This is a genomic window from Nocardia sp. NPDC050793 (genome assembly GCF_040654065.1).
Lineage (GTDB): Bacteria > Actinomycetota > Actinomycetes > Mycobacteriales > Mycobacteriaceae > Nocardia.
In genome coordinates, this window is record NZ_JBFAHG010000003.1 from 534,909 (window position 1) to 560,633 (window position 25,725).

General features: G+C 68.9%; 22 protein-coding genes and 1 riboswitch. Of the genes, 10 read left to right on the forward strand and 12 right to left on the reverse strand.

What is annotated here, in order from left to right; translation table 11 throughout:
- Positions 1–2 precede the first annotated feature (2 nt).
- From AB0H50_RS13040 to AB0H50_RS13050, 3 genes are read right to left on the reverse strand one after another with little or no spacing between them, the layout of a single operon-like run.
- Positions 3–653 carry a PIG-L family deacetylase gene (locus AB0H50_RS13040; RefSeq protein WP_357450738.1) on the reverse strand — a complete coding sequence of 217 codons (651 nt, stop codon included), beginning with the start codon at positions 651–653 and terminating at the stop codon, positions 3–5.
- Positions 650–1,426, reverse strand: a complete 777-nt coding sequence (locus AB0H50_RS13045; RefSeq protein ID WP_357450741.1) for a glucose-1-phosphate cytidylyltransferase — start codon at positions 1,424–1,426, stop codon at positions 650–652. Before AB0H50_RS13045 ends, AB0H50_RS13040 begins: the two co-directional genes overlap by 4 nt.
- A complete protein-coding gene (locus AB0H50_RS13050; protein WP_357450744.1) occupies positions 1,423–2,742 on the reverse strand; it encodes a class I SAM-dependent methyltransferase in 1,320 nt (439 codons plus the stop codon). The genes AB0H50_RS13045 and AB0H50_RS13050 overlap by 4 nt, the downstream gene beginning before the upstream one ends.
- Before the next feature lie 496 nt (positions 2,743–3,238).
- On the opposite strand from AB0H50_RS13050, the gene AB0H50_RS13055 reads away from it, so the two are divergent.
- Complete coding sequence (locus tag AB0H50_RS13055) at positions 3,239–4,753, forward strand: sugar transferase (RefSeq protein WP_357450747.1); 1,515 nt, start codon at positions 3,239–3,241, stop codon at positions 4,751–4,753.
- A 3-nt stretch (positions 4,754–4,756) separates the two neighbouring features.
- Here the strand turns inward: AB0H50_RS13055 and AB0H50_RS13060 are convergent, their stop codons facing one another.
- Complete coding sequence (locus AB0H50_RS13060) at positions 4,757–5,419, reverse strand: biliverdin-producing heme oxygenase (protein ID WP_357450750.1); 663 nt, start codon at positions 5,417–5,419, stop codon at positions 4,757–4,759.
- 109 nt (positions 5,420–5,528) lie between these two features.
- The gene (locus tag AB0H50_RS13065; protein ID WP_357450753.1) at positions 5,529–7,049 is read right to left on the reverse strand and encodes a threonine/serine exporter family protein; all 1,521 of its coding nucleotides are present in this window, start codon (positions 7,047–7,049) and stop codon (positions 5,529–5,531) included.
- Positions 7,050–7,186: 137 nt separating this feature from the next.
- Here AB0H50_RS13065 and AB0H50_RS13070 point away from each other — a divergent pair, with 137 nt between their 5' ends.
- Complete coding sequence (locus AB0H50_RS13070) at positions 7,187–8,047, forward strand: LLM class F420-dependent oxidoreductase (protein WP_357451546.1); 861 nt, start codon at positions 7,187–7,189, stop codon at positions 8,045–8,047.
- 42 nt (positions 8,048–8,089) lie between these two features.
- Here the strand turns inward: AB0H50_RS13070 and AB0H50_RS13075 are convergent, their stop codons facing one another.
- The 3 genes from AB0H50_RS13075 to AB0H50_RS13085 are packed head-to-tail and all read right to left on the reverse strand — an operon-like array spanning position 8,090 to position 11,303.
- Positions 8,090–9,721 (reverse strand): ABC transporter permease, encoded by a 1,632-nt coding sequence (locus AB0H50_RS13075; protein WP_357450756.1) that lies wholly within the window; start codon positions 9,719–9,721, stop codon positions 8,090–8,092.
- Positions 9,718–10,650, reverse strand: coding sequence for an ABC transporter ATP-binding protein (locus tag AB0H50_RS13080; RefSeq protein ID WP_357450759.1), 933 nt, complete (start codon positions 10,648–10,650; stop codon positions 9,718–9,720). The genes AB0H50_RS13075 and AB0H50_RS13080 overlap by 4 nt, the downstream gene beginning before the upstream one ends.
- On the reverse strand, positions 10,650–11,303 hold the full coding sequence (locus tag AB0H50_RS13085; protein WP_357450761.1) for a TetR family transcriptional regulator: 654 nt from the start codon (positions 11,301–11,303) through the stop codon (positions 10,650–10,652). The genes AB0H50_RS13080 and AB0H50_RS13085 overlap by 1 nt, the downstream gene beginning before the upstream one ends.
- 86 nt (positions 11,304–11,389) lie before the next feature.
- On the opposite strand from AB0H50_RS13085, the gene AB0H50_RS13090 reads away from it, so the two are divergent.
- The gene (locus AB0H50_RS13090) at positions 11,390–13,324 is read left to right on the forward strand and encodes an acyl-CoA dehydrogenase (protein WP_357450764.1); all 1,935 of its coding nucleotides are present in this window, start codon (positions 11,390–11,392) and stop codon (positions 13,322–13,324) included.
- 57 nt (positions 13,325–13,381) lie between these two features.
- Here the strand turns inward: AB0H50_RS13090 and AB0H50_RS13095 are convergent, their stop codons facing one another.
- The 3 genes from AB0H50_RS13095 to AB0H50_RS13105 form a co-directional block, all read right to left on the reverse strand.
- Complete coding sequence (locus tag AB0H50_RS13095) at positions 13,382–14,272, reverse strand: nuclease-related domain-containing protein (RefSeq protein ID WP_357450767.1); 891 nt, start codon at positions 14,270–14,272, stop codon at positions 13,382–13,384.
- Positions 14,273–14,382: 110 nt separating this feature from the next.
- Positions 14,383–15,774 carry a DUF2252 domain-containing protein gene (locus AB0H50_RS13100; RefSeq protein WP_357450769.1) on the reverse strand — a complete coding sequence of 464 codons (1,392 nt, stop codon included), beginning with the start codon at positions 15,772–15,774 and terminating at the stop codon, positions 14,383–14,385.
- Positions 15,775–15,828: 54 nt separating this feature from the next.
- On the reverse strand, positions 15,829–17,523 hold the full coding sequence (locus AB0H50_RS13105; protein WP_357450772.1) for a GMC family oxidoreductase: 1,695 nt from the start codon (positions 17,521–17,523) through the stop codon (positions 15,829–15,831).
- A 185-nt stretch (positions 17,524–17,708) separates the two neighbouring features.
- Between AB0H50_RS13105 and AB0H50_RS13110 the strand changes: the two genes are divergently transcribed.
- The 7 genes from AB0H50_RS13110 (at position 17,709) to gcvP (ending at position 25,054) form a co-directional block, all read left to right on the forward strand.
- On the forward strand, positions 17,709–18,293 hold the full coding sequence (locus AB0H50_RS13110) for a CDP-alcohol phosphatidyltransferase family protein (protein WP_357451549.1): 585 nt from the start codon (positions 17,709–17,711) through the stop codon (positions 18,291–18,293).
- 42 nt (positions 18,294–18,335) lie between these two features.
- Complete coding sequence (gcvH, locus tag AB0H50_RS13115) at positions 18,336–18,734, forward strand: glycine cleavage system protein GcvH (RefSeq protein WP_357450775.1); 399 nt, start codon at positions 18,336–18,338, stop codon at positions 18,732–18,734.
- A gap of 164 nt (positions 18,735–18,898) precedes the next feature.
- On the forward strand, positions 18,899–19,384 hold the full coding sequence (locus AB0H50_RS13120; RefSeq protein ID WP_357450778.1) for an FHA domain-containing protein: 486 nt from the start codon (positions 18,899–18,901) through the stop codon (positions 19,382–19,384).
- Between the two features lie 145 nt (positions 19,385–19,529).
- Entirely contained in the window at positions 19,530–20,333 is an 804-nt protein-coding gene (locus AB0H50_RS13125; RefSeq protein ID WP_357450781.1) for a MerR family transcriptional regulator, read from the forward strand.
- A 215-nt stretch (positions 20,334–20,548) separates the two neighbouring features.
- Positions 20,549–21,022, forward strand: coding sequence for a bifunctional nuclease family protein (locus AB0H50_RS13130; RefSeq protein WP_141811267.1), 474 nt, complete (start codon positions 20,549–20,551; stop codon positions 21,020–21,022).
- 199 nt (positions 21,023–21,221) lie between these two features.
- A complete protein-coding gene (locus AB0H50_RS13135; RefSeq protein ID WP_067839000.1) occupies positions 21,222–21,815 on the forward strand; it encodes a MerR family transcriptional regulator in 594 nt (197 codons plus the stop codon).
- A gap of 133 nt (positions 21,816–21,948) precedes the next feature.
- Positions 21,949–22,047, forward strand: a riboswitch (glycine riboswitch).
- 184 nt (positions 22,048–22,231) lie between these two features.
- Entirely contained in the window at positions 22,232–25,054 is a 2,823-nt protein-coding gene (gcvP, locus tag AB0H50_RS13140; protein WP_357450785.1) for an aminomethyl-transferring glycine dehydrogenase, read from the forward strand.
- A 70-nt stretch (positions 25,055–25,124) separates the two neighbouring features.
- Here the strand turns inward: gcvP and AB0H50_RS13145 are convergent, their stop codons facing one another.
- Positions 25,125–25,712: a TetR/AcrR family transcriptional regulator gene (locus AB0H50_RS13145; protein ID WP_357450788.1), complete on the reverse strand. Its 588-nt coding sequence runs from the start codon at positions 25,710–25,712 to the stop codon at positions 25,125–25,127.
- Positions 25,713–25,725 lie beyond the last annotated feature (13 nt).

Below are 25,725 nucleotides of genomic sequence, written 5' to 3' on the forward strand. Positions count from 1 at the left end.
GGTCAGTTGCCTCCCAGCTCGACGACGGCCTTGTCCAGTACGAATCCCTCCGCGTGCCCGCTGCGGCTCTGCACGCCGCGGAGCCGGGACAGCCCGGTGAACGCGGCCTCGTCGAACCAGTCGCGCCCGGTCTGGGAGGGGTAGTGCTTGTACAGCAGCCGCGCCTTCTCCTCGGCGAGGTCGGCGGAGACCGGCTGGAAGACGGTGGGGCGGGGCGTATCGGTCTCCCACTTGAGGATCTCGTAGCCGAGCACCAGGTGGTCGCGGAACTCGGTGGGCGTCAGCTCCGCGAGCAGCCGGTGGTCCTGGTGGGCGTCGCCGCGCTGCGGGGTGAACACCAGATCCGGCGCGCAGCCGACGCGAAAGACGGCCAGCGCGTTCTTGATTCGGTCCCAGTGCGCGGGCGCGCGACCGTCCGGGATGTCCAGGACGGTGAGCGCGAGCGCCGCGCCGGGACAGAAATCGGCGAGCGCGGCGCGCTCCTCGGCCTCGCGTTCGGTGCCGCCGCCGGACAGCACCAGCGCGTGCACCCGCAGGCCGGGGCGGCGGCGCGCCAGGGTGAGCAAGGTGGCGCCCATGCCGATCGCGATGTCGTCGCAGTGCGCGCCGAGCACCGCGATCTCGGCGACGGGCGCGGCGATCAGGGGGATCACGCGGGCTCCCAGAGCATCCACGGCCGCACGCCCGCGCGGTAACCCGCGTCGAGTTCGGCGCGTTCCTTGAACGTGTCGGCAGGCTTCCAGAACCCGAGGTGCCGGTACCCGAACAGCCTGCCCTGCCCGGCCAGCGTGCCGCAGGCGTCGGCCACCAGGTCGCCGTCGGGCGGCAGCAGGTCGAAGACCTCCTGGGTGAGCACGAAGTATCCGCCGTTCTCCCACAGCGGCATCCTGGCGACCGGCATGATGTCCTTGACCTCGCCGGTCGGGGTGAGATCGACGCAGTGGAACGAGGATTGGGGCGGCACGACCATCATGGAGGCCGCCGCGCCGGAGTCGGTGAACCTGGCGATCATCTCGTCGAGCGGGGCGTCGGTCAGCACGTCGGCGTAGTTCGCCAGGAAGATCTCGTCCTCGCCGAGGTACTGCCGTACGCGTCGCAGCCGCTCGCCGATGGCCGACTCCACGCCGGTGTCCACGAAGGTGATGGACCAGTCGCTGATGTCGCTGCGCAGCAACTCGACGCGGCCCTCGCGGATGACGAAGTCGTTGGAGATCGACTCCTGGTAGGTGAGGAAGAAGTTCTTGATGTGTTCGGCGCCGTAGCCTAGGCACAGGATGAACTCTTTGTGGCCGAAGTGCGCGTAGTAGCGCATCACGTGCCAGAGCAGCGGCCGCGGACCGACCAGCTGCATCGGCTTGGGGATCATGTCGTCGGAGCCGTCGCGCATCCGCATCCCGTAGCCGCCGCAGAACAGAACGACTTTCATCGTGCGTGCCTCCCGGTGAAGTGTTCGAAGTCGTTGTCGGTGGACCCCGCTGCGGTGGACTGCTCCGCGTTCTCGTCCGTGACCGCGCCGGTGAGGTCGGCGCGATGCACGGTCGGCAGCGGGTAGACGAGCTCGCCGCCCCAGCAGGCGACGTGGCGCAGTTGCGCGGTCAGCTCGGTCTCCAGATTCCACGGCAGCACCAGCACCACGTCCGGGCGGTCGGCGTCGATGCGTTCGGGCGGGTGGATCGGGATGCGCGTGCCCGGCGTGAAACGGCCGTGCTTGTAGGGATTTCGGTCGACGGTGTACTCGAGCAGATCGGGTCGGATGCCGCAGTAGTTGAGCAGGGTGTTGCCCTTGCCCGGCGCGCCGTAACCGACCACCCGCTTGCCTTCGGCACACCGCGCGAGCAGGTAGCGCAACAGCTCGTGGCGCACATGCGCGGCGCGCGGGGCCAGATCCCGGTAGCCGTCGGGATCGTGCAGCCCGGCCGCGGCCTCGTCGCGCAGCACCGCGGCGACGCGTTCACCGGGCGTGCCTGCCGCCGCCTCGGGACGCGCCCACAGGCGGATCGAACCACCGTGTGTGGCAAGCAGTTCCACGTCGACGACGGTGAGTCCCGCGGTGGCGAGGGCGCGTTGCGCCGACAGCACCGTGTAGTACTGGAAGTGCTCGTGATAGATGGTGTCGAACTGCCCGAGCCGCACCAGGTTCGCCGCGTGGTGCACCTCGATGGTCAGCCAGCCGTCGTCGGCCATCAGTCCGCGCAGCGCGCGCGTGAAGCCGCGTAGGTCGGGCACGTGCGCGTAGACGTTGTTGGCGACCACCAGGTTCGCGGGGCCGTGCACCGCGCGCACCTTCGCCGCCGAATCCTCGTCCAGGAACTGGGTTTCGGTCGGCACGCCGAGTGCGCGAGCGGCCGCGCCGACGTTCACCGACGGTTCGATGCCAAGACAGCGGATGCCCGCGGCGACCACGTGCCTGAGCAGATAGCCGTCGTTGCTCGCGGCCTCCACGACGAAGGATTCCGGTCCGAGGCCGAGTCGTTCGACGGCGTGCGAAACGAATCTTTCAGCGTGCCGTACCCAGCTTTCGGAATACGAAGCGAAATAGGCGTATTCGGTGAATGTCTCCTCGGGCGTGATCAGGGCCGGAATCTGCAAGAGCAGACAGTCTTCGCACAACCGGAGATGGAGCGGATAGGTGGGCTCGGGTAGATCGAGTTCGTCCACCGCGAGGAATTTCTCGCACGGCGGTGTCGCGCCGAGGTCGAGCACGCTGGAAAGGCGTGCGGAATCACACAGACGACAACGCATGCAGACCCACCTTCTGCCGAGAGATCGGATCGCCCGGCGGATGGCCGGCCCGCCCGAGGCGGCGAGGCGATCCAGTGAGACGTTACAACCATCGGTCTCGGAGCGGAGGATGAAATCGGTTGTGGGATAGCAGTTTACGGACCGCCTCCCGGCGTGTCGCGGGGTGGGCATCGGGTCCGCAATCGGGGTATTCCTCGCTCTGCCACTCGGTAACCGTTTCGATACCAACGCAATTCGTCGGCGTCACCTGCCGTGATATTCCGATCGGGCCGGATCTCCGGTTCGGGGACGAAACCGACCGCAAGTTCGTCCGCTATTTTCTGGAATGCATTGTGACCCTTGGCATTCGATAGGTACGGCGTTTCGAGTTCTGTAACAATCTGCTGTTGGCCGTCGAATGACCGAACACCCCGAGACGGCCGATGCGGGGCTGCGGGGGACCGATCGACGGGGATCGGGAGCAACGAATTCTCTCCAAGGGGGAGGTGTGTGTTCCATGAGCTACGAGCTCACCGACGGCGACGACCTCGATATATCCGCACCGTCGCACATCCCGCCGCGTTCCGCGCGGGAACGCTGGCAAGCCGACTACGTGAAGCACTTGGCCGCAACGGATCTGGGCGTGATCGCGGCGGCCGTCGGGCTGGCGCAGGTGATCAGGTTCGGTGGGCCTGCCGCGCCGCCGCTGGCCTGGCGGTTGCCCTACGAGATCGGCTACACGGTCGTGTCCGTGGCGCTCGCGCTGACCTGGGCGCTGTTCCTCGCCGCAGGGAACACCCGCTCGCCGCAGGTGGTCGGCTCAGGAACAGAGGAATACCGGCGGCTGGTCTCGGCAACGCTGCGCCTGTTCGGCGCGGTGGCCATCGTCTCACTGATCGTCCAGATCGATTTCGCGCGTGGCTATTTGGCGATCGCGCTGCCGCTCGGGCTGCTCGGGCTGATGTTCAGCAGGCTGGCCTGGCGCTGGCACACCCGCGGCAGGCGACGCGATCGTGCGGAGTACCTGACCTCGGTGCTCGTGGTCGGAGCGCCGGAGGCGGCGCAGGCGATGGCGAGTGCGTTCTCCCTGGACCCGGACGCGGGTTATCGCGTGGTGGGCGTGTGCATTCCGGACGGCGTCGCCGCGACCGGTCGCTACTGGCTGCGGGCTTCCGGTCGCACCTTCTCGGTCGTCGGCGACGATCGCTCGGTGCTGGAGGCAGTGCGCCGCTGCGGCGCGGACACCGTCGCGGTCACCGCGACGGACTACCTCGGTCCGGTCGAATTGCGCAGGATGGCTTGGGAACTCGATCCGCTCGGCGTCGAGCTGATCGTCGCGCCCGGCGTGGTCGACATCGCCGGGACCCGGCTCACCAACCGGCTCGTCGCGGGAATGCCGATGCTGCACATCGCCAAACCGCAGTACGACCGGGCCAAATCGACCGGAAAAGCGGTCTTCGACGCGTGTTTCGCGGGGGGCGTGTTGCTGGCGATCGCGCCGGTGCTGCTCGCCATCGCGCTCGCGGTCAAACTCACCAGCCCCGGGCCGGTGTTCTACCTGTCGGAGCGGATCGGGCGCGGCGGCAAGCCTTTTCGAATGATCAAGTTCCGTAGCATGTACCAGGACGCCGAGCGCACGGTGTCCGCGCTGATCGACGCCAACGGCGGCAACCCGGTGTTCTTCAAGATGAAGGACGATCCGCGGGTGACGCCCGTCGGGCGGGTGATCAGGAAGTTCAGTCTGGACGAGCTGCCGCAGTTCCTCAACGTGCTGCGCGGTGAGATGAGCGTCGTCGGCCCGCGGCCGCAGGTACAGCGCGAGGTCGACACCTACGACGGCGAGATGCGGCGCAGGCTGCTGGTCAAACCGGGCATCACCGGACTGTGGCAGGTGAGCGGCCGATCGGATCTGTCGCTGGAAGACTCGGTGCGGCTCGATCTTTCCTACGTGGAGAACTGGTCGATGGTGCTCGACTTGTTGCTCATCGCGAAGACGATCGGCGCGGTCGCGCGCGGCGAGGGCGCCTACTGACCGTCAGGACGGGCGGCGCACCGGGAACTCGGCGGCGAGTTCGGCGAAGATCGCGGTGTTGTAGTCGAAGGCGCGCTGGCATTCCTCGAGGACCCGCCTGCGCTCGAGCTCGTCCACCGACAGGTCGTCGAGCAGCGCGCGGTAGTCGCGTTTGAAGGCGGCCGGATTCGCGATGCCGTCGAAGACGTAGAAGCGGACGCCGTCGCCGCGGCGTGGCAGGTCCCACAGCTTCTCGGCAGTGCCGCGGATCACCTGACCGCCGGACAGGTCGCCGAGGTAGCGGGTGTAGTGGTGGGCGACGTAACCGGCGGGCCAGTCGCGCGCACACTCCTCGATTCGCTCGGCGTAAGCGACGGTGGCGGGCAGTGCCCGCAGCTGGGTGCGCCATTCCGGGCCGAGCAGGGCGGCGAGATCGCGCTCGAGCTCGGCGGTCCTGGCCAGCTCCGGCTTGATGAAGGGCCCAGCGACAGTGCTGCCGGCCAGCTCGGGCCAGCGCGCCTCCAGCGCACGGTAGATGAACCACAGCTGGCCGGTGTACCGGTGGTAGGAGTCGATGCCGAGCGCGCCGCCGAGCATGTCGCTGATGAACGAGGAGTTCTCCGCCTCCGTGTGCTGACGCGCGGTAGCGGATTGGATGCGTGCCGAGAAAGGTACTGACTCCGACATTCCGAACCACCTCGTCGTCCGCGGCAGCCCGCTTGTTTGGCTACCCTAACTAACCGCGTCGACCATACCGGAGCCGCCGGGTTTGCCGCATTCGAGTCGCGGCACGGTATCAGTGTGCGGGATTCGCGCGCCGCCTGCGCCGGACGATCGGTCGTCGCAGCGAACCGAAGCGGCTGAGAATGCGCGGGCGGCGCAGTGTGCGGTCGCACCATTCGCCCAGCGTGACGCCCGCGGCCAGTGCGCAGCCGATGCCGAACGCGGCAAGCAACTGGTCGAAGCCGAGCAGCGGTTCGTCGCTGAGCATGGCGTAGAGCCCGCGATACACGCTGAGCCCTGGCAGCAGCGGCGTGATACCCGCGACGGCGACGACCAGCGGCGGCGTCAGCGCGCGGCGGGCCATCAGACCACCGGCCATGCCGACCAGGGTGGCGGCCACCCCGGAGGAGATCACCGGACCGAAGCCGGCCTGCTGCACGAGCAGATAGGTGATCGCGCCCGCCGCACCGCCGCACGCCGCGGCGGCCAGCGCGCGTCGCTCGGCGTAGCAGGCGAGGGCGAAGGCCAATGCCGCGATCGCGCCCGCCGCGATCTTGACCGGCAGATCGGTGATGTCGCGACCGGAGGTCATGTCGATGGACGGCACGGTGGCGCCGACCACCTGCGCCAGACGCAGCGCCAGCGCGATGCCCGCGACGATGCCGCCGGTCATCATCACCACCTCGAGCAGCCGCGCGGTCGCGGTGATCGGCGCCCCGGTGATGGCGTCCTGCACCGAACCCACCAATTGCAGACCACTGAGCAACACGGTGATGCCCGCCGCGATGATGAGCGTGGGATCCGCGCGGAAGCCGAGCGGTTCGGCGAGGGTGGACAGCGCGATGGCCGGGATCGCGGCGATGAGTCCGCCCATCATGTGCTGGAAGAAGAACGGCAACCCGTAGCGGTTCAGTACCCGGTTGGTCCGGTCGATCGCCGCGGTGGTGGCGAAGCTGAGCGCCACGACGACGAGGTTCGCGCCGAGCAGCGCGGCGATGGCGGCCGCGAGCAGCGACCAGCCGAACGTCGCGGTCCAGCGGTGGTACGGGTGCGGCGCCGAGGTGATGGCGTCGAGCGCGGCGCGCGCGTCCTCGGGCGCGACCACCTGGGTGCGGATGCGCCGGGTGAGCCGGTCCACCGCGGCGAGCCGGGTGAAATCGAGCGCGCGGTACTGCACGACGCGCATCGTGCTCGCGGGCGGCAGCAGCGGGCCACGGTCGGCCCAGATGCGGATCGAGTCGTAGGTGACGTCGACATCGCAACGGGCCAAGCCGTAGGTCGCCGCGATGAAGCGCACCTGGGTGGTGGTGTCCATGACGCCGGTGCCTGAGGCGAGCACCACCTCCCCGACGCGGACGGCGAGATCGAGCACCTCGGCCACCCTGGCGTCGTCGGTGAGGTCGATCGGTTGCAAGGGGGTGGGCGCGGCGACGATGGTGTCGGCGGTGGCTTGGCGGTCGGCCACCAGCAAGCCGACGGCCTCGCTGACGCCGGGTAGATGCGGGGCCCGGCGTGGCCACACCCGGTTGCGCCAGCCGAGGTGATCGGCTCGCGGGTTCGTGTTGTCTCCTCCCGGCAGCGCGTCAAGACCCATGCCCGTGACCGTAGTCGTAGCGGTGCGGGTCCGGCATCCGCGCTTGTCAGCGTGGGTACGCGGCTGTGGGAACCGTGGTGCGGCGCGACGAAAGGTGGTAGAACTTGTTCTAATTTCTGGCGATGGGAGTGCGTGCGATGCGATACGGGATCGTGTTGTTCACCAGTGACCGGGGTATTCGGCCCGCCGACGCCGCCGCGGCGGCCGAGCGAGCCGGCTTCGATTCGTTCTATGTGCCCGAGCACACGCACATTCCGGTGGTGCGCGCGGCCGCGCATCCGCGCACCGGCGACGCGAGCCTGCCCGACGACCGCTATCTGCGCACTCTCGATCCCTGGGTCGCGTTGGGTACGGCCGCGGCGGTCACCGAGCGGATCACGCTCTCGACGGCGGTGGCGCTGCCTGCCGAACATCATCCGATCACCTTGGCCAAGGCCATCGCCTCACTGGACCACCTCTCCGGCGGCCGGGTCAGCCTCGGCGTCGGATTCGGTTGGAACACCGACGAACTCGCCCACCACGGGGTGCCCGCCAACAAGCGGCGCACGGTGCTGCGCGAACACCTGGACGCGATGCGCGCGATCTGGAGCGAGGAGGAGGCGAGCTTCTCCGGCGAGTTCGTGAACTTCGGTCCGAGCTGGTCCTGGCCGAAGCCGGCACAGAAGCGCATCCCCGTGCTGCTCGGCGCGGCGGGCGGGGAGAAGTCGTTCAGCTGGCTCGCCAAGAACGCCGACGGGTGGATCACCACGCCCACCGAGGCCGGTCTCGGCGAGAAAATCGAACTGCTGCACCGGATCTGGCGCGAACATGGGCGCACCGAGACACCGGAGATCGTCGCGCTGGCCGGGCGGCACGACGGCGCGCAACTGGCGCAGTGGGCCGAACTCGGTGTCACGGAGGCGGTTTTCGGTCTGCCGGACCGCGACGCGGAGGAGGTCCAGGCCTACCTCGAGCGCCTGGCGGGCAAGCTGGGGCTGGCCGGGATCGACCGGCGCTGAGCGCGCCGCCGCTCGTGAACGAGCGGCGGCTGCTGTGCAGACTCAGCGCAAGTCGCGGCGGCGATAGGCCGCGATGCCGACGGCGAGCAGGACGGCGGCGATGCCGAGCAACCACAGGATCGGCGTCGCCTCGAACGCCGCGCCCGGCAGCTTCGGCGGGTGCACGAACGGCACGAGGTCGACCATCCACTGCGGCAGGCCGTCCAGCGAGCCGACGAAGAACAGCACCACCATGCCGCTCAGCACGCCCCAGGCGACCGGCGTGTAGCGCGGCGCGAGCCCGAAGAGCGCGATCGTGATGCCGGTGACCACCCAGACCGCGGGCACCTGCACGGCCGCGGCGGCCAGCGATTGCGGCAGCTTCTCGCCGAACTCACCCGTGCTGAGACCGTAGACGACCCCGATCGCGAGCCCGGCGGTCAGCAGGACCAGCGCGGGCCCCGCCAGCGCGAAACCGATGTGGCTCAACGCGTATCGGGTCCGGCCGACGGCCCCCGCCAGGGTGGCTTCGGCCCGCTGGCTGGATTCCTCCTCGTGCAGGCGCAGGGCGGCGGAGATCGAGTAGGCGGCGGCCGCCGCGGCCAGCATCGTGATCGCGTAGGAGATGAACGACTCCTCCAGGATTTCCGAGCCGCCCATGCGAGTGATCAGATCGGTGATGGCGTCGCTGTCCTCGAGCATGTCGCTGACGCTGTTCACCGCACCCCCGATGAGCAGGCCGTAGAGGCCGAAGCCGACCGCCCAGGCCAGCAGCGCGCCGCGCTGCAGGCGCCCTGCCAGCGCGACTGGGCCGGAGAGTCGTGGCGTGGCGGCGGCGGGCCCCTGGCGTTCGGCGAGCAGCCCGGAGCCGGTGTCGCGCGAGGCGAGCAGCGCGTATGCGGCGCCGGTCGCCAGCACGGCGACCGTGGCGAGCGGAAGCAGCACCCACCACCGTTCGTCGGCGTAGGGCCGGATCTGCAGGCACCAGCCGATCGGCGAGAACCACGACAGCACACCGTTGCCGGCATCGCCGACCGCGCGCAGCGCGAAGGCGGCGCCCAGTGTCGCGAAGGCGACGCCGCGCGCGACCCGCGCGCCCGCGCTCACCTGGGCGGCGACCGCGGCGATCGCGGCCCACACGATGCCCGACGCGGCCAGTGCCGCGCCGAAGGCCAGCGAGCCCGCCGCGGGCAGATCGGCGCTGTAGAGCGAAACGGCGCAGGCGATTCCGGCGATCAGCGCGCCGCCGAAGGCGAGCGTGAGCGCCGCCGTGAGCCCGGCGAAGCGGCCGATGCTGGTGGCGCCCACCAGTTCCGCGCGACCGGTCTCCTCCTCGACCCTGGTGTGCCTGATGACGGTCAGGACCGTCGCGATCGCGATCATCGTGTACATCGCGCCGGCCTTCCAGGTGCCGATCGAACCCAGTTCGGTGCTGAACACCGGTCCGTACATGGCGAGCAGGGCCGGACTGTCGGCGGTGGTCCGTGCGAAATTGTCCAGCTGGGCCTGGGTGGTGTACAGGTCCTTGACGCTGACCACCTGGAAGGCGGGCATCAACCCGATCAGCAGCGACCAGAGCGGCAGCACGATTCGGTCGCGGCGCAGATACAGCCGCAGCAACTGCCAGGTGCCGGCGAAATCGGTGGATTCGCTGAAAAGCGGTGCGGCAGGGGCGCGGTGGGCGGCGGTGGTCATGCCCGCACCTTCTCCCCGCGCGTCGTCGCTGTGTCGCCCGCCTGGCCGTCGACGTGGTAGTGCCGCATGAACAGCTCCTCGAGCGTGGGCGGCGCACTGGTCAGGCTCCGCACGCCCGCGTCGCCGAGCACCCGGATGAGCTCGCCGAGGTGTTCGCTGTCGACCTGGCAGCGCAGTGTCGACCCGTCGCGCTCGATGTCCTCGACGCCGCCGATCCGGCTGAGATCGCCGGGGTCGCCGAGCAATTCGGCGGTGATGGCGGTGCGCGAGAGGTGGCGCATCTCGGACAGCGAGCCGCTCTCCACGGTGCGCCCTGCCCTGATGATGGTCACCCGATCGCAGAGCGCCTCCACCTCGGACAGGATGTGGCTGGACAGCAGCACCGTCGCACCGCGCTGCTGCGCTTCGTGCACGCATTCGCGAAAGACCTTTTCCATCAACGGATCCAGGCCGGAGGTCGGCTCGTCGAGCAGCAGCAGCCGCACGTCGGAGGCGAGCGCGGAGATCAGCGCGACCTTCTGCCGGTTGCCCTTGGAGTAGGTGCGCGCCTTCTTGCGCGGGTCGAGATCGAAGCGTTCGATCAGTTCGGCGCGGCGTTCGGCGTTGATGCCGCCGCGCATCCTGGCGAGCAGGTCGATGGTCTCGCCGCCGGACAGCGACGGCCACAGCGTGACATCGCCTGGTACATAAGCCAATTCGCGGTGCAGGCCGACCGCGTCGGTCCACGGGTCGCGGCCGAACAGCCGCACCCGGCCGGAGGTGGCGCGCAGGATGCCGAGCAGGACCCGGATGGTGGTCGACTTGCCCGCGCCGTTGGGGCCGAGGAAGCCGTGGATTTCGCCCTCGCGAACCGCGAGGTTCAGCCCGTCCAGGGCGGTGACGTGGCCGAAAGTCTTGCGCAGACCTTCGACTTCGATGACCTTGGACATCAGTGCTCCTTAATGACAGTGTCCATCAGCGTGGTGTCGGTGAGCAGGCCCTGGGTGTAGAACTCGAGGGCCGGAGGGGTGAGGTCTTCGGTGATGGCGCGGATCGCCTTGCGGAAGTCGATCTTCTCGCCCTCGCGGTAGTGCAATTGGACCCACAGCAGGACGGCGCCGACATTGAGCGTCATCAGGTAGCGGGCGCGGGCCTTGTGGTCGCGGCTCGGCTTCACGGTTCCCGCGTCGACGCCCTGCTGCATGTAGACCTCCGCGTCGGCGACCATGTGCTCGAACAGGGACTCGGCCATCGGTCCACCCGCTTGCAGGCTGCGCACCATGTAGGCGACGAGCGGTCCGTACATCTCGATCTCGGCCAGGGCGGCGAGCATGCCGGACGCGACGTTTGGCGCCGTGATGGCTTTGACCTTCTCGTCCCGGATCAGTTTCAGCACCCGGTCGTCGCAGGCGGCGCGCAGGCCGTCCTTGGAACCGAAGTGATGGTTGACGAGACCGGGGGAGACGCCTGCCGCCGCGGCGATGGTGCGGACGCCGACCTGGAATCCCTGCTCGCCGAAGACTTCGATCGCGGCGTCTCTGATGCGGGCCGCCGTGGTCAGCTCAGCGGTGGATCCTTGCGATACGGGCTGTTGCTTGAACACATGTTCAGTATATTAAACGCCTGTTCAATCCCGGGCAAGAGTTTTGGCCCGATACCGCGTGGTACGTGGCGACTATGGTCGAAGTCATGGCTACCGGCAGCAGCTCTACGACGGCAGAACACCTTCGTGCGGCACTCGACGGACCGTGGGGATCCGTCCGCGAGGAGGCCCGAATCCAATTGGCCGGGCAGGAATTCACCGGCGATCCCTACCTCGACTACAAAGCGGCCAGGGCCCGCGTCCTGGACCAGATGCGGGTGATCGCGACCCTCGGCTACGCCGAGCGTGGGTTCCGCACGGAGAACGGCGGAACCGGCGAACCGGGCGCGGCCGTCACCGGATTGGAGATGCTCGCCTACGCCGACCTGTCACTGTGGGTAAAGGCGGGCGTGCAGTGGGGCCTGTTCGGCGGGGCGGTGGAGAACCTCGGCACCGAACGTCACCGCGAATACATCCGCAGGCTGATCTCGCTGGACCTGCTCGGCTGCTTCGCGATGACCGAATCCGGGCACGGCAGCGACGTCGCCAACCTGGAGACCACCGCCACCTACGATCCCGCGACCGAGGAATTCGTGGTGCACAGTCCGACGCCGTCGGCGCGCAAGGACTACATCGGCGGCGCCGCCGAGCACGCCAGGATGGCGGCGGTCTTCGCCCAGCTCATCACCAACGGCGAGAACCAGGGCGTGCACTGCCTGCTGGTGCCGATCCGCGACGACCAAGGCGCCGACCTGCCCGGCGTCACCACCTCCGACGACGGCCTCAAGGGCGGATTGCTCGGCGTCGACAACGGCCGCATCTTCTTCGACCACGTCCGCGTGCCGCGGGAGAACCTGCTCAACCGTTACGCCGACGTGGCGCCCGACGGGACCTGCAGCTCGGAGATCGACAACCCGAGCAGGCGCTTCTTCACCACCCTCGGCACGCTGGTGCGCGGGCGGGTCAGCGTGGGCGGCGCGGCAGCCGCGGGCACGCGCGTCGCGCTGAGCATCGCGCTGCGTTACGCGCTGAAGCGCAGGCAGTTCGCCGATCCGGACACCGGCGAGGAGACGGTGCTGCTGGACTACCGCAGCCACCAGCGCAGGCTGCTGCCGCTGCTGGCGAAGTCCTACGCCTACGCCTTCGCGCAGAACGACCTGGTGCGGCGTATGCACCTGGTGCAGACCGGTCAGGACCTGGAGCCGAACGCGCAGCGGGCGCTGGAGAAGCGCGCGGCGGGTCTGAAGGTCGCCCAGACAAGGCACGCGACCCGCGCCATCCAGGAATGCCGCGAAGCCTGCGGCGGCGCAGGGTATCTCACCGAGAATCGCCTGGTGACGTTGAAGGGCGACACGGACGTATTCACGACCTTCGAAGGTGACAACATAGTCCTCACCCAGCTGGTCGCCAAGGAACTGCTGACCGCCTACGCCGACGAGATCCGCGATCTGGACGCGCTCGGCTGGGTGCGTTTCGCCGCCACCATGGCCGGTGACGTGGTGCGCAAGCGTTCCGGTGTGCGTCAGCTCATCCAGACGCTGCGCGACCGCAGCGACGACGGGGTGGACGAGGGCGATCTGGCACGGCGCTCGGTGCAGCTGCAACTGTTCGCCGACCGCGAGGACTACCTGGTTCGCACGGCGGCGCACCGGCTGCGCGCGCGGGCCGAGGAGACCGGGCCCTTCGAGGCGTTCAACAACGCACAGGACCACATCCTGGCGGCGGGCGCCGCGCACATCGACCGGCTGGTGCTGGAAGCCTTCATCGAAGGCATCGGCGACATCGAGGACCCGGACGCCAAGGCGCTCGCCGACGACGTGTGCGACCTGTTCGTCTACACCATGCTCGAGGAGAACTCGGCCTGGTTCATCATGCACCGGTTCATGTCGGTCGAGCGCGCGAAGGCGGTGCGCCGCGGGGTGAACGAGCTGGTGGACCGGCTGCGCCCGCACGCGCTGACGCTCGTGGAGGCGATGGGCGTGCCGGAGACGATGCTGCGCGCCGCGCTTCTCGACGACGCGAGCGTCTACGAGCGCGGCTGATCGGCAGGCGCCGTGGCCGGATCCGCGAGTTCGACCACGGCTGCTCTCGGCGAGCGATCAGCCCGGCCCGTAGGTGAGGATCGCGGTGACGACGAACCACAGCACCCAGGCGATGGCCACCACCATGCCGATCGCGAGCACCGCCCGCATCAGCGCGCGGCCCATGTCGATATCTCCGCGCTCAGGCGGGTACAGCTTCCACGGGCTGTACCACGGGGCCTTGATCACCGGCCCTCGCATCTCCCGCTCCTGCTGGGCCATCTCTTCGGCATACGCCTCGGCCTGCGCCTGCTGCGGGCCGCCGTGCCACAGCGTGATGTCGACGGGGCCGATGAAGCCCTCGTTGATCAGCTCCTGCGGTGCGGGCAGATAGGGGAGGATGCCGAGACCGCGGAAAGCGACCGCGACGTCGTTGGCGGTCCACAGGTGCTTCTCGCTCTCGGCGAGGGTGTCGAAGTAGTGCCGCAGCCTGCTCGGGTCGTTGCCCAGGATGACGTCGAAACTCGGGTCGCTCCAAGACTGTTGGATCTGCAGCTCGGCTCCGCGCAGCGGGACGACCAGCGCCACACCGTGCACCGCGCGCTGCCCGAGGCCGCGGGCGGACAGCCAATCCTGCAGCGCGAAGGTGTGATCGCGGGATTTCTCCAGCGGCGTGCGCTTGTCCTTGCTCTCCATCGCGGCGAGTTCACCGTCGATCGTCCACGGCCCGTTCAGCGGGATCTCCAGCACGCCGTCCTGGCGGGCGACGAGCGCCTCGGCCTCGATCACCACGCAGCTGGTCGGCGTCCAGACGACCGCGTCGAACTGGTGCAGCTTGTCCTTGTGGAACAGGCTGCAATTGATGGTGGCCACGCCGTGCGGGCTCACCGGGTCCTTCCAGGTGCGCAGCCAGTCGATCAGTGCCCGTTCGGCATTCGTGCCAGCCGGGTTCTGTACTCGTACCAGCATTCGCGACCGCCCTTCACGTCGTCACTCGACAGTGGACAGGATACGAGCAATGGCGTGAGTCGCGCCGTGCCCACGCCGAGACTCGGCGTGTTCGGAGTTGGCGGCGCAGGTCATTCGGGAATTTCGGCGGCGAGTTTCCCCGCCCTGACCGCACGTTCGAGCTCGGCGTGGTCGGCCTCGGTGCGATCGGCATAGCGCACCGCGAAGTTCGCGACGGCCTCCTCGAAGCTCTCGTCGCCGTTCAGATACCCCGAGAGCGAACGGGGATCGAGCGACCGCGAATGTGCGCGGGCCAGCAGCGCGCCCGCCAGCCTGCCGTAGTCGTCGAGATCGTCGGCGGGCAGCGCGGCCGGGTCGATGCTGCCCTTGAAGTTGCGGAACTGCCGGACGATGAAAGGCAGCTCGCGCCCGCCCAATTCGAGCGTCGTCCAGCCGAGCAGCATGTCGGAGTCGGACTGAACCAGCCTGGCGCCCTGCACGATTCGCTCGCCCTCGTGACGTACCGGCGGTGCGGGCAGGTACGGCGCGAGCGCGGAGGGGATGGACTGCTTGAGCTGGAGCACCAGCACCTCGCCGTCGTTGCCGTGCAGCAGCGCGACATAGCTGTGCAGCCCGACGCTTCCGGTGCCGACGATGCGAAAAGCGACGTCCGACACCGCGAATCGGGCCAGCAAGTTGCGTCGCGACTCGCGCAGGGTGTCGCCGTAGCGTTCCAGTCCGTCGATCACGGCCTGCTCCACGGCGTCCTCGACCGGGGTGAGAACCGGTGGGTCGCTGACGAATCGGTGCTTGCTGACATCGGTCACGTGGTCGTCGAGGTGCCTGGTCCACTTCGCGGCGACTTTGGCGCTGTTGTTCTTGCGCGCCTTCTTGGCCGCCTTCTTGAAGTCGTCCAGCAGTGCGTCGGCCTTGGCTTGGCTGATCACGGATTCGTCGGGCAGGGCGGTCCACGACTCCATGAACGGCATCTCGGCGAGCGTGTCGACGGCGATCCGGTAGCTGCGTGCGGCGTCGCGCGCGGCCCTGCGGCAGTCGTCTTCGTCGGCTCCCGACTCGCGCCCGGCCAGCACCAGGCTGGCGGCGAGGCGCTCCAGATCCCACTCCCACGGACCGGCGATGGTCTCGTCGAAATCATTGATGTCCATGATGATTTCGCCGCGCGAGGTGCCGTACAGGCCGAAATTCGCGGCGTGCGCGTCACCGCACAGCTGCGCGGCGAGACCGCTGACCGGTCCGCCGGCCAGATCGGCGGCCATCAGGCCGGCCGCGCCGCGGTAGAACGTGAACGGACCGGACATCATGCGCCCCACCCGCAGCGGCACCAGGTGCGGGAGCCGGTCCTCGTGGGCGGCGCGCAGGAAGTCGAGCACATCCGGCCGCCGCGCGCCGGTGGCCTCGCGGTCGCGCGCGGTCACCGGGACGCGCTCGCGCAAGGCTCGCCCCCGCGCCCTTATCTCCTCGGCGGGAACGTAGAAGCGCAGATCAACACCACTGTCCGACACGAGGGATCACGCTAGCCTGCGGCCGCCGATTCCCGCGCATCGTGCGAGCGCGGCTCAGGTCGCGGGCACCGGGGGATCGACCGGCGTGATCGGCAGGCGCAACGCGCCCGGCGCCGCGGCGGGGACGGTGGGCTTGGCGGGCGCCACCGGATCGATGCGCCGGTAGCGTTCGCCGAGTGCGGGTCGCGGGTCGTCCTGGCCCTTGTTGGGCCAGAAGGCCATGGCCCGTTCGGCTTGGGCGGTGATGGTCAGCGAGGGATTCACGCCGAGATTCGCGGTGACCGCGGACCCGTCCGCGACGTGCAGGCCGGGATGCCCGAACACCCGCTGGTATGGATCCACCACGCCGGTCTCCGCGCTCTCGCCGATCACGCAGCCGCCGATGTAGTGGGCGGTGGCTGGGATGTCGAAGACGTCCATGACCAGGCCGTGGGTGTCGCCGTCCACCTTCGCCGCGAAGCGGCGGCCGACGTCGTGCGCGAGCGGGATCCAGGTCGGGTTCGGCTCGCCCGTGCCCTGCCTTGTCTTAAGCTGACCGCGCTTGCGGAACGAGGTCAGCGAGTTGTCCAGCGACTGCATCACCAGCAGGATCACCGACTTCTCCGACGCGTGCCTGGCGTTCAGGCTGCGCAGGAACACCACAGGATGCAACAGGATCGCCAGCAGGAACCGCAGGAACCGGAACGCGCCGCCGTCCACGATCGGCACCGACAGAGGGAACAGCGCGTTCTGTCCCTTGCCGTAGTGGCAGACCTCGATGTGCGTGTCGGCCTCCGGGTGGATGGAGGAGGTGATCGCGATGCCCTCGGCGAAATCGCGGCGCGTGCGGCTCACCACATTGAGGATTGCCTCGGAGTTGCTGCGGGTCAGCTCGCCGAGCCGGGGGGAGAGCTCCGGCAGCACCCGCTCGTCGCGCATCCGGTGCAGCAGCTTCTGGGTTCCCAGCGCGGCGCCCGCGAAGACCACCTGCTCGGCGGTGAAGGTCTTGCGCTGCTTGCGGATCCAGCGATCCGAGCGCTCGGTCTCGACGGCGTAGCCGCCGCCGGACAGCGGGCGCACCGCGGTGGCCGTGGTCAGCGGATGCACCTCGGCGCCCGCCTGCTCGGCCAGGTAGAGGTAGTTGGTGGGGGTGGTGTTCTTGGCGTTGTGCGGGCAGCCGGTGAAGCACCGCGCGCAGTGCACGCAGCCGCGGCGACGCGGGCCGGCGCCACCGAAGTAGGGGTCGTCGACCTCGGCGCCGGGATCCGACTCGTTGAAGAAGACACCGACGTTCGTAGCGTGGAAGGTGTCGCCGACCCCGAGGTCGTCGGCGATCTCCCTGATCACCTCGTCGGCGGGCGTCATGCGCGGGTTCTGCGCGACGCCGAGCATGCGTTCGGCCTGGTCGTAGTAGGGCGCCAGTTCCGCCTTCCAGTCGGTGATGTGCGCCCACTGCTTGTCGGTGTAGAAGTTCGGCAGCGGCTCGTAGAGGGTGTTGCCGTAGATGAGCGAGCCGCCGCCCACTCCGGCGCCGGAGAACACCGCGCATTTGCCGAGGATGCTGATCCGCTGCGGTCCGGTCAGGCCGAGGCGCGGCGCCCAAAGGGATTTGCGCACGTTCCAATTCGTGCTCGGCAGATCATCGGCCGTCCAGCGCCGCCCGGCCTCCAGCACGCCAACCCGGTACCCCTTCTCGGTCAGCCGCAGGGCGCTCACGCTGCCGCCGAACCCGGAACCGATCACTACCACGTCGTAGTCGAATGCGGGCATGACATCCTCTCCTCACCTGTCGATGATGAGATAGTTTCATAGTCATTCTTTCAGGGTGGGTGTTGTGGCGTAAACCGACGGCGAGCCCGGATAGCGGCGCCGGGGGTTCGTGCGGTAAGCACTGGCGTGTGACAACGGAATCGGGGACCACCGAACCCGGCGAGCGCGCCGACACCGGCGGCGGCGTGTTCGACGACCGCATCCTCACCGTCCCGAACGTGCTGAGCGTGCTGCGGTTGATCGGCGTGCCGGTGTTCCTGTGGCTGCTGCTCGTCGAGGAGGCCGACGGCTGGGCCTTCGCGCTGCTGGTCGCCAGCGGCGTGACCGATTTCCTGGACGGCAAGCTGGCCAGGCTGCTCGACCAGGGATCGCGCCTGGGCGCGCTGCTCGACCCGTTCGTGGACCGGCTCTTCCTGGTGACCACCTTGCTGGCCTTCGTGATCCGCGGCCTGCTGCCATGGTGGGTCGCGCTGCTGCTGGTCGGGCGCGACCTCGTGCTGACCCTCACGCTCTCGGTCTACAAACGGCGGGATCTCGACCCCCCCGAGGTCATCTATCTGGGTAAAGCCGCCACCTTCGCGCTCATGTCCGCGCTGCCCTGGCTGCTTGCCGGACAGATGGATTGGGCACTCGCCGGTTTCGGCCGGGCATTCGGCGGGGCATTCCTGGTCTGGGGCACGGCGGTGTATCTCTGGACCGGCGTGCTCTACGCGGGCAAGGCCATTGCGGTGGCACGAGCGATACCGGCTGTGGGGCACCGTCACCCATAACGGATAAGGTTGCGTGCAACGTTCACTACGAAAGGACGCCCAGTGCCCCTAACCCCCGAGGATCTGCGGTACACCGAGGAGCACGAGTGGGTGCGCCGGGTCGCCCCGAACCGGGTGCGGGTCGGCATCACCGATTACGCGCAGTCACAGCTCGGCGATGTCGTGTTCGTGCAGCTGCCTGACGCGGACAGGGCGGCGGACGCGGGCGAGAGCATCGCCGAGGTCGAGTCCACCAAGAGCGTCTCGGACATCTACGCGCCGCTGACCGCGAAAGTCGTTGCGGTGAACGAGGAACTGACCTCCGCGCCGGAGACGCTGAACACCGACCCGTATGGTGCGGGGTGGCTGTTCGAGCTCGAGGTGGAGGACGCCGACGGGCTCGATGTCACGCTGGGTGAACTGCTGGATGCGGCAGGTTATCAAGGAGTTATCGGGGGCTGAAGCAGCCTTCCCAGTTCTCCCTGCACGGGCACGCCCCGGCAGGGTACGGTCAAAGCCAACAGATGTACCGGCACCCGATGCCGGTGTTCTAGCGACACGACCGGTCGTGTCGGCGAAGCATCACCTGCTTGCATGGATAATCAGGTTCGAGGAGGAGAGAAACGGTGAGCGAGAACAAAGACCCGGGTTACCAGGAGACCGCGGCCGAGACGACGTCGGTCTTCCGCGCGGATTTCCTGAACGAGGTCGACGCGTCGCGCTCCGGTGAGCAGACCGGTGAGCAGCCGGTCCAAGGGGTCGAGGGCCTGCCGGTCGGCGCCGCCCTCCTGGTCGTCAAGCGCGGGCCGAACGCGGGATCGCGTTTCCTCCTGGATCAGCCGACCACGTCGGCGGGGCGCCACCCCGACAGTGACATCTTTCTCGACGACGTCACCGTCAGCCGTCGGCACGCCGAGTTCCGCCAGGACGACGACACGTTCCAGGTGGTGGACGTGGGCAGCCTGAACGGCACCTACGTGAACCGGGAGCCGGTGGACTCCTCGGAGCTGCAGAACGGCGACGAGGTGCAGATCGGCAAGTTCCGGCTCGTGTTCCTGACCGGACCGCGCGCCGCCGTGAACGAGCCGTCGGCGGGTGCGGGCAGTCTATGAGCACTGGTTCGGATGGCGGCGTTCGCGGGTCCCTGCGTGGTCACGCTCCGCTGCCGCCTCCGGGCCCGTCGCTCGCGCCGCGGGCGCCGATGTGTGTGAAAGACACGGCGCTGTGACGGGCGCGGCGCAGTGGGCGCGCGGAGGGATGTCGATCGGCTCCGTTCTCGACCTACTGCGACCCGACTTCCCCGACATCACCATCTCGAAGATCAGGTTCCTCGAATCCGAGGGCCTGATCCGGCCGGAGCGCACGCCGTCCGGCTATCGCAGATTCTCGGTCGCGGACTGCGAACGGCTCAGGTTCGTGCTGACCGCGCAACGCGATCAGTACCTGCCGTTGAAGGTGATCAAGGAACAACTGGAAGCGATCGACAGCGGGGCGGCCACGCTCGGTGTGCGGGAAGCCCGCGCCAGGGCGCACTCCGGCCGTCCCGGCGGTGCGGAATCGGCTCCGGTCACGGGCGTCGATTCCGGCTCCGCCGCCGCGCAGGCCGGCCGCGTTCCGCGGACGGCCGCGCCGCGCAGGCTGGGCGTGGTGCCCGGCGAGGTCTCGCCGGACGAGTTGCGCTTCGATCACGAAATCCGGCTCACCCGAGCGGATCTGCTGGAGCAAGCCGAGATCGACGAGCGCTTCCTCAACGATCTGATCCGGGCCAATCTGATCACTCCGGGAGCCGCTGGGTTCTTCGACGGCGAGGCGGTCACGTTGGCCAGGACCGCCCGCGCCATGGCCGAATTCGGCCTGGAGGCACGGCATCTGCGCGCCTTCAAACTGGCCGCGGACCGGGAGGCCGCGCTGTTGGCGCAGATCGCCGCGCCGATCGCCAAGAGCCGCGACGCGGGCGCGCGAGCAAGGGCCGAGGAAACCGTGCGCGAACTCGCGGCACTGTCGCTGACGCTGCACACCTGCCTGGTGAAAGCCTCGGTACGCAACTCTCTCGGAAGCTGACGCCCGAACCTGTATTCCACCCCGGCAACACGCCGATTTCGGCTGTGCACACCGATCGCAGCACCGCTGTGGGTTCGCCTAGACTCGTGGTACGGCGAGCTCTGCAGCGGTCAGGTCGGGCGGCCGGCGAATATGGGAGGCAGTGCTATGAGCGAGCGAATCATGTCACAGCGTGCTTCGCGCATGCCGAAGCCGAGCGTTAGCGAGGCAATGGCATGAGTGAAATGCGCGTGATCGGCATCCGCGTCGAGCAGCCACAGAACCAGCCCGTGCTGTTGCTGCGCGAGGTGTCGGGGGACAGGTACCTTCCGATCTGGATCGGCCAGGCCGAGGCGACCGCCATCGTGCTGGAGCAGGAGGGGGTGACGCCCATCCGCCCGCTGACCCACGATCTGATCAAGATCTTGATCACCGAGCTCGGGCACACCCTCAAGGAAGTCCGGATCGTGGATCTGCAAGAGGGCACGTTCTACGCGGACTTGGTCTTCGACAACGAGCTACGCATCTCGGCGCGCCCGTCCGACTCGGTCGCCATCGCGTTGCGAGTGGGTTGCCCGATTCACGCCGAGGAAGCCGTCCTCGAGGAGGCGGGGCTGGTGATGCCCGACGAGCGCGAGGACGAGGTGGAGAAGTTCAAGGAGTTCCTCGAGTCGGTGTCGCCGGACGACTTCAAGGCCACCGACAGCTGAGGGGCCGGAAATCTTCTAGACCTCAACTACAGCTACAGACTTTTACCGCGCGTCGCGTTTGGTCCGACGATGTCGCTCCCGAGACAATCAACGGGAGTAATCTCGATAGTTGGGCCACGTCCGGAATGACGGGTTGTTGGTCATCACCGGAGCCGGGCCATCGTTGAGGCTAGGCGTCTGCGGAGCAAGGGAGTGGTCAGTGGCAGAGCAATCGCAGGATGTGCGGCGGCCGGACGTCCGTCCGACCGAGGGCTCAGAGGTGCAGCCCGGCCTGTTCCCGGATGACTCCGTACCCGACGAGCTCGTCGGTTACCGTGTGCCGAGCGCGTGCCAGGTCGCTGGGATCACCTACCGTCAGCTCGACTACTGGGCCAGGACCGGACTTGTCGTGCCCTCCATTCGCGGCGCGGCGGGTTCGGGTAGTCAGCGGCTGTACTCGTTCAAGGACATCCTGGTCCTCAAGATCGTGAAGCGGCTGCTCGACGCGGGGATCTCGCTGCAGAACATCCGCATCGCCGTGGATCATCTGCGCAGCAGGGGCGTCCAGGATCTGGCGGGCATCACCCTGTTCTCCGACGGCACCTCGGTGTACGAGTGCACCTCGCCCGAGGAAGTCGTCGATTTACTGCAGGGCGGACAGGGCGTCTTCGGTATCGCCGTGAGCGGCGCGATGCGCGAGCTGACCGGCGCCATCGCGAACTTCCCCGCGGAGCGCGCCAGCACCGCGACCGAGCGTCCCGAGGACGAGCTGGCGTTCCGGCGCAAGGCGCGGATGAACAGGGCCACCGGCTGACACCGGGTGGCATGCGGCCACCGTCACCCGCGCGGGACGGTGGCCTTTCTCGGTCCGCCGGTGCGGAGTGACGAGGGCGACACTCGGGTGGAGGCATCGTTTCGCGGCGCGGCGTCATAAACTGACGGTGCGTCGCCGCCGTGCGGGAGAGTTCCGGTCTCGAACAGACCGGGCGCCGAAGGAGCAGCACCTCCCCGTCAATCTCTCAGGCAACAGGGACCGTACGGGCTTCGGCGCCTCTGGAAAGCGGTGGTCTGCGCGTGCGCAGGGCCGCCCGCCCATGGGGAAAGGGAACTGGCCTCGACCGGGCCGCCCGAATCTCTCAGGCACCACGACAGAGGGGGAGGGCTGGAACCCGTCGACACCGCGTCTACCCATCGACACGGCTCGACCCGCCCGACCTTGGAGCTGCTGCCGTGACTCGATCATTCGCCGACCGTCATATCGGACCCGACCGGGACGAACTCGCCCTGATCCTGCCCGTCGTCGGCGTCGATTCGCTGGACGATCTGGCCACCGTCGCGCTACCCGCGAGCATCCTCGACGACTCCGCGGCGGGCGCGCTGGCCGGTCTGCCGCCCGCGGCCACCGAACACGAGGTGCTCGCCGAGCTGGCCGCCCTCGCGCACGCCAACACCGTCGCCACCTCGATGATCGGTCTCGGCTACTACGACACCCTCACCCCGCCGGTGCTGGTGCGCAATCTGCTGGAGAACCCGGCCTGGTACACCGCCTACACGCCCTACCAGCCGGAGATCAGCCAGGGCCGCCTGGAGGCGCTGCTCAATTTCCAGACCATGGTCTCGGATCTGACCGGGATGGAGGTGGCCAACGCGTCCATGCTGGACGAGGCCACCGCGGCCGCCGAGGCCATGACGCTGCTGCGCAGGGCAGGCCGGTCGAAGTCGGCGCGGCTGCTCGTCGACGCCGACCTGTTCCCGCAGACCCGTACCGTGCTGGAGACCAGGGCCGAGCCGCTCGGCATCGAGATCGTCGAGGCGGATCTGTCCACCGGAGCGCTGCCGGAGGGCGAGTTCTTCGGCGTGGTGCTGCAGGCGCCGGGCGCGTCCGGCCGGATCGTCGACTGGACCAGCGTCATCGCGGCGGCGCACGAGCGCGGCGCGCTGGTCGCGGTGGGCGCCGACCTACTCGCCGCGACGCTGATCACCCCGCCCGGTGAGCAGGGCGCCGATGTCTGTTTCGGCACCACCCAGCGCTTCGGCGTTCCGCTCGGTTTCGGCGGCCCGCACGCCGGGTACCTGGCGGTGCGCAACCAGTACGCGCGGCAGCTGCCGGGCAGGCTGGTCGGGGTGTCGGTGGACGCCGACGGCGATCTCGCCTACCGGCTCGCGCTGCAGACCCGTGAGCAGCACATCCGTCGCGAGAAGGCGACCTCGAACATCTGCACCGCCCAGGTGCTGCTGGCCATCGTGGCCGCGATGTACGCGAGCTACCACGGTGCGGACGGCCTGCGGGCGATCGCGCGGCGGGTGCACGGGCACGCGGCGGCGATCGCGGCGGGCTTGGATGGCGCGGTCGTGCACGACACCTTCTTCGACACCGTGCTCGCGCACGTGCCGGGCGGCGCGGAAGCCGTGGTGGCCAAGGCGAAGTCGCGCGGCATCAACCTGTGGCTGGTCGACGCCGATCACGTGGCCATCGCCTGCGACGAGGCGACCACCTCGGCGCACGTCGCGGCGGTGCTCGAATCCTTCGGCACCGCACGGTCGTTGGACGCCGACGGCACCGCCGCGCCCGCCGCCTCCATCGAGACGCGCACCTCCGAATTCCTCACCCACCCCGCGTTCACCAGCTACCACACCGAGACCGCGATGCTGCGCTACCTGCGGCGGCTGTCCGACAAGGACATCGCCTTGGACCGCAGCATGATTCCGCTCGGCTCGTGCACCATGAAGCTCAACGCGACCGCGGAGATGGAGCCCATCACCTGGCCCGGTTTCGCCAGGGTGCACCCCTACGCCCCGGTCGAGGACGCGCCCGGCCTGCTGAAGGTCGTCGCAGATCTGGAGAACTGGCTCTGCGAGATCACCGGCTACGACTCGGTGAGCCTGCAGCCGAACGCGGGCAGCCAGGGCGAGTACGCGGGTCTGCTCGCCATTCGCCGCTATCACCTGGACCGCGGCGACACGCACCGCGACACCTGCCTGATCCCGTCCAGCGCGCACGGCACCAACGCCGCCTCGGCGGCCATGGTCGGCATGCGCGTCGAGATGGTCAAGTGCCGCGACAACGGTGACGTCGATCTGGACGACCTGCGCGCCAAGATCGCCGACCACGCCGACCGGCTGGCCTGCATCATGATCACCTACCCGTCCACGCACGGCGTGTACGAGCACGAGGTGGCCGAGCTGTGCGCGCTGGTGCACGACGCGGGCGGCCAGGTCTACGTGGACGGCGCGAACCTGAACGCGCTCGTCGGTCTGGCCCGTCCTGGCCGGTTCGGCGGCGATGTCAGCCACCTGAACCTGCACAAGACCTTCTGCATCCCGCACGGCGGTGGCGGTCCCGGCGTCGGCCCGGTAGCGGTGCGCTCGCACCTGGCGAAGTACCTGCCGGGCAACCCGCTGGAACGCGGTTCGCACGCCGTGTCGGCGGCCGAGTACGGCTCGGCCTCGATCCTGCCGATCACCTGGGCCTACATCCGGATGATGGGCGCGGACGGCCTGCGTCGCGCCACGCTCTCGGCCATCGCCTCGGCCAACTACCTGGCGCGCAGGCTGGACGGGTACTTCCCGGTGCTCTACACCGGCGAGAACGGCATGGTCGCCCACGAGTGCATCCTCGACCTGCGCGAGATCACCAAGCGCACCGGCGTGACCGTCGACGATGTGGCGAAGCGCTTGGCGGACTATGGTTTCCACGCGCCGACCATGAGCTTCCCGGTCGCGGGCACGCTCATGGTCGAGCCGACCGAGAGCGAAAACCTCGCCGAGCTGGACGATTTCATCGAGGCGATGATCGCGATCCGCGCCGAGATCGATCAGGTCGGCGCGGGAGTCTGGCCGGTGCAGGACAATCCGCTGCGCGGCGCGCCGCACACGGCGGCCAGCCTGGTCGGTGCGTGGGATCACCCGTACAGCCGCGAGATCGCCGTCTACCCAAGGGGTCTCGCGCACGCCAGGGCCAAGGTGTGGCCGCCGGTGCGGCGTATCGACGGCGCGTACGGCGACCGCAACCTGGTGTGCTCCTGCCCGCCGCTGGACGCCTACGCCGACTGACGCACAGCGAGGCCGCCGCGCCCGAAGGATTCTCCTCTGCGCGGCGGCCTTTCGCGTATCCGGAGCCCGTTCAGAGCGTGTGCGCGCGGGCGGCGGCGAGTGCCGCGTCGGCGGCATGACGGGCGTCCTCGGCCGTCACCGGTTCGCGAGAGATGAACAGCCGGTAGAAGATCGGCGCGACCGCGAAGCGGACGACCTCCTCCGCGTCGACCTCGGGGTCGAGCTCGCCGCGGAGCACGGCCCGTCGCACGATCTCGGCCGACTGCCGATGGCGTGCCTGATAGAAGTCGTGCAGCGCGGTCGCCGCGGTGGGATTCTGCATGGCGGCGGCGATGAACGCGGTGGCGACCGGACCCGCCTCCGGATCGGTGAACCCGGTGCGGACGAGTTCGGTCAGCGCGCGCAGATCATCGGCGAGCGTGCCGGTGTCGGGAATGGGCCACGGCTCGGCGGAGGCCAGGTCGAGCGCGTCGGCGATCAATCCCTCCGGGCTGCCCCAGCGGCGATAGACCGTGGTCTTGTGCACCCCCGAACGCTGAGCGACGGCGTCCACGCCGAGGCCCTGGTAACCGTGCTCGGCGAGTTCCGCGAGGGTGGCCGCGCGCACCGCGTCGCGGACTCGCGCGCTGCGGCCGCCGGGACGTTTCCGAATCTCCAAAGACAACTCCTGT

Coding starts and splice junctions, on each gene's coding strand:
- AB0H50_RS13045 (WP_357450741.1), bottom strand. CDS start 1,426: ATGAAAGTCGTTCTGTTCTGCGGCGGCTACGGGATGCGGATGCGCGAC.
- AB0H50_RS13050 (WP_357450744.1), bottom strand. CDS start 2,742: ATGCGTTGTCGTCTGTGTGATTCCGCACGCCTTTCCAGCGTGCTCGAC.
- AB0H50_RS13055 (WP_357450747.1), top strand. CDS start 3,239: ATGAGCTACGAGCTCACCGACGGCGACGACCTCGATATATCCGCACCG.
- AB0H50_RS13060 (WP_357450750.1), bottom strand. CDS start 5,419: ATGTCGGAGTCAGTACCTTTCTCGGCACGCATCCAATCCGCTACCGCG.
- AB0H50_RS13065 (WP_357450753.1), bottom strand. CDS start 7,049: ATGGGTCTTGACGCGCTGCCGGGAGGAGACAACACGAACCCGCGAGCC.
- AB0H50_RS13070 (WP_357451546.1), top strand. CDS start 7,187: ATGCGATACGGGATCGTGTTGTTCACCAGTGACCGGGGTATTCGGCCC.
- AB0H50_RS13075 (WP_357450756.1), bottom strand. CDS start 9,721: ATGACCACCGCCGCCCACCGCGCCCCTGCCGCACCGCTTTTCAGCGAA.
- AB0H50_RS13080 (WP_357450759.1), bottom strand. CDS start 10,650: ATGTCCAAGGTCATCGAAGTCGAAGGTCTGCGCAAGACTTTCGGCCAC.
- AB0H50_RS13090 (WP_357450764.1), top strand. CDS start 11,390: ATGGCTACCGGCAGCAGCTCTACGACGGCAGAACACCTTCGTGCGGCA.
- AB0H50_RS13095 (WP_357450767.1), bottom strand. CDS start 14,272: ATGCTGGTACGAGTACAGAACCCGGCTGGCACGAATGCCGAACGGGCA.
- AB0H50_RS13105 (WP_357450772.1), bottom strand. CDS start 17,523: ATGCCCGCATTCGACTACGACGTGGTAGTGATCGGTTCCGGGTTCGGC.
- AB0H50_RS13125 (WP_357450781.1), top strand. CDS start 19,530: ATGTCGATCGGCTCCGTTCTCGACCTACTGCGACCCGACTTCCCCGAC.
- AB0H50_RS13130 (WP_141811267.1), top strand. CDS start 20,549: ATGAGTGAAATGCGCGTGATCGGCATCCGCGTCGAGCAGCCACAGAAC.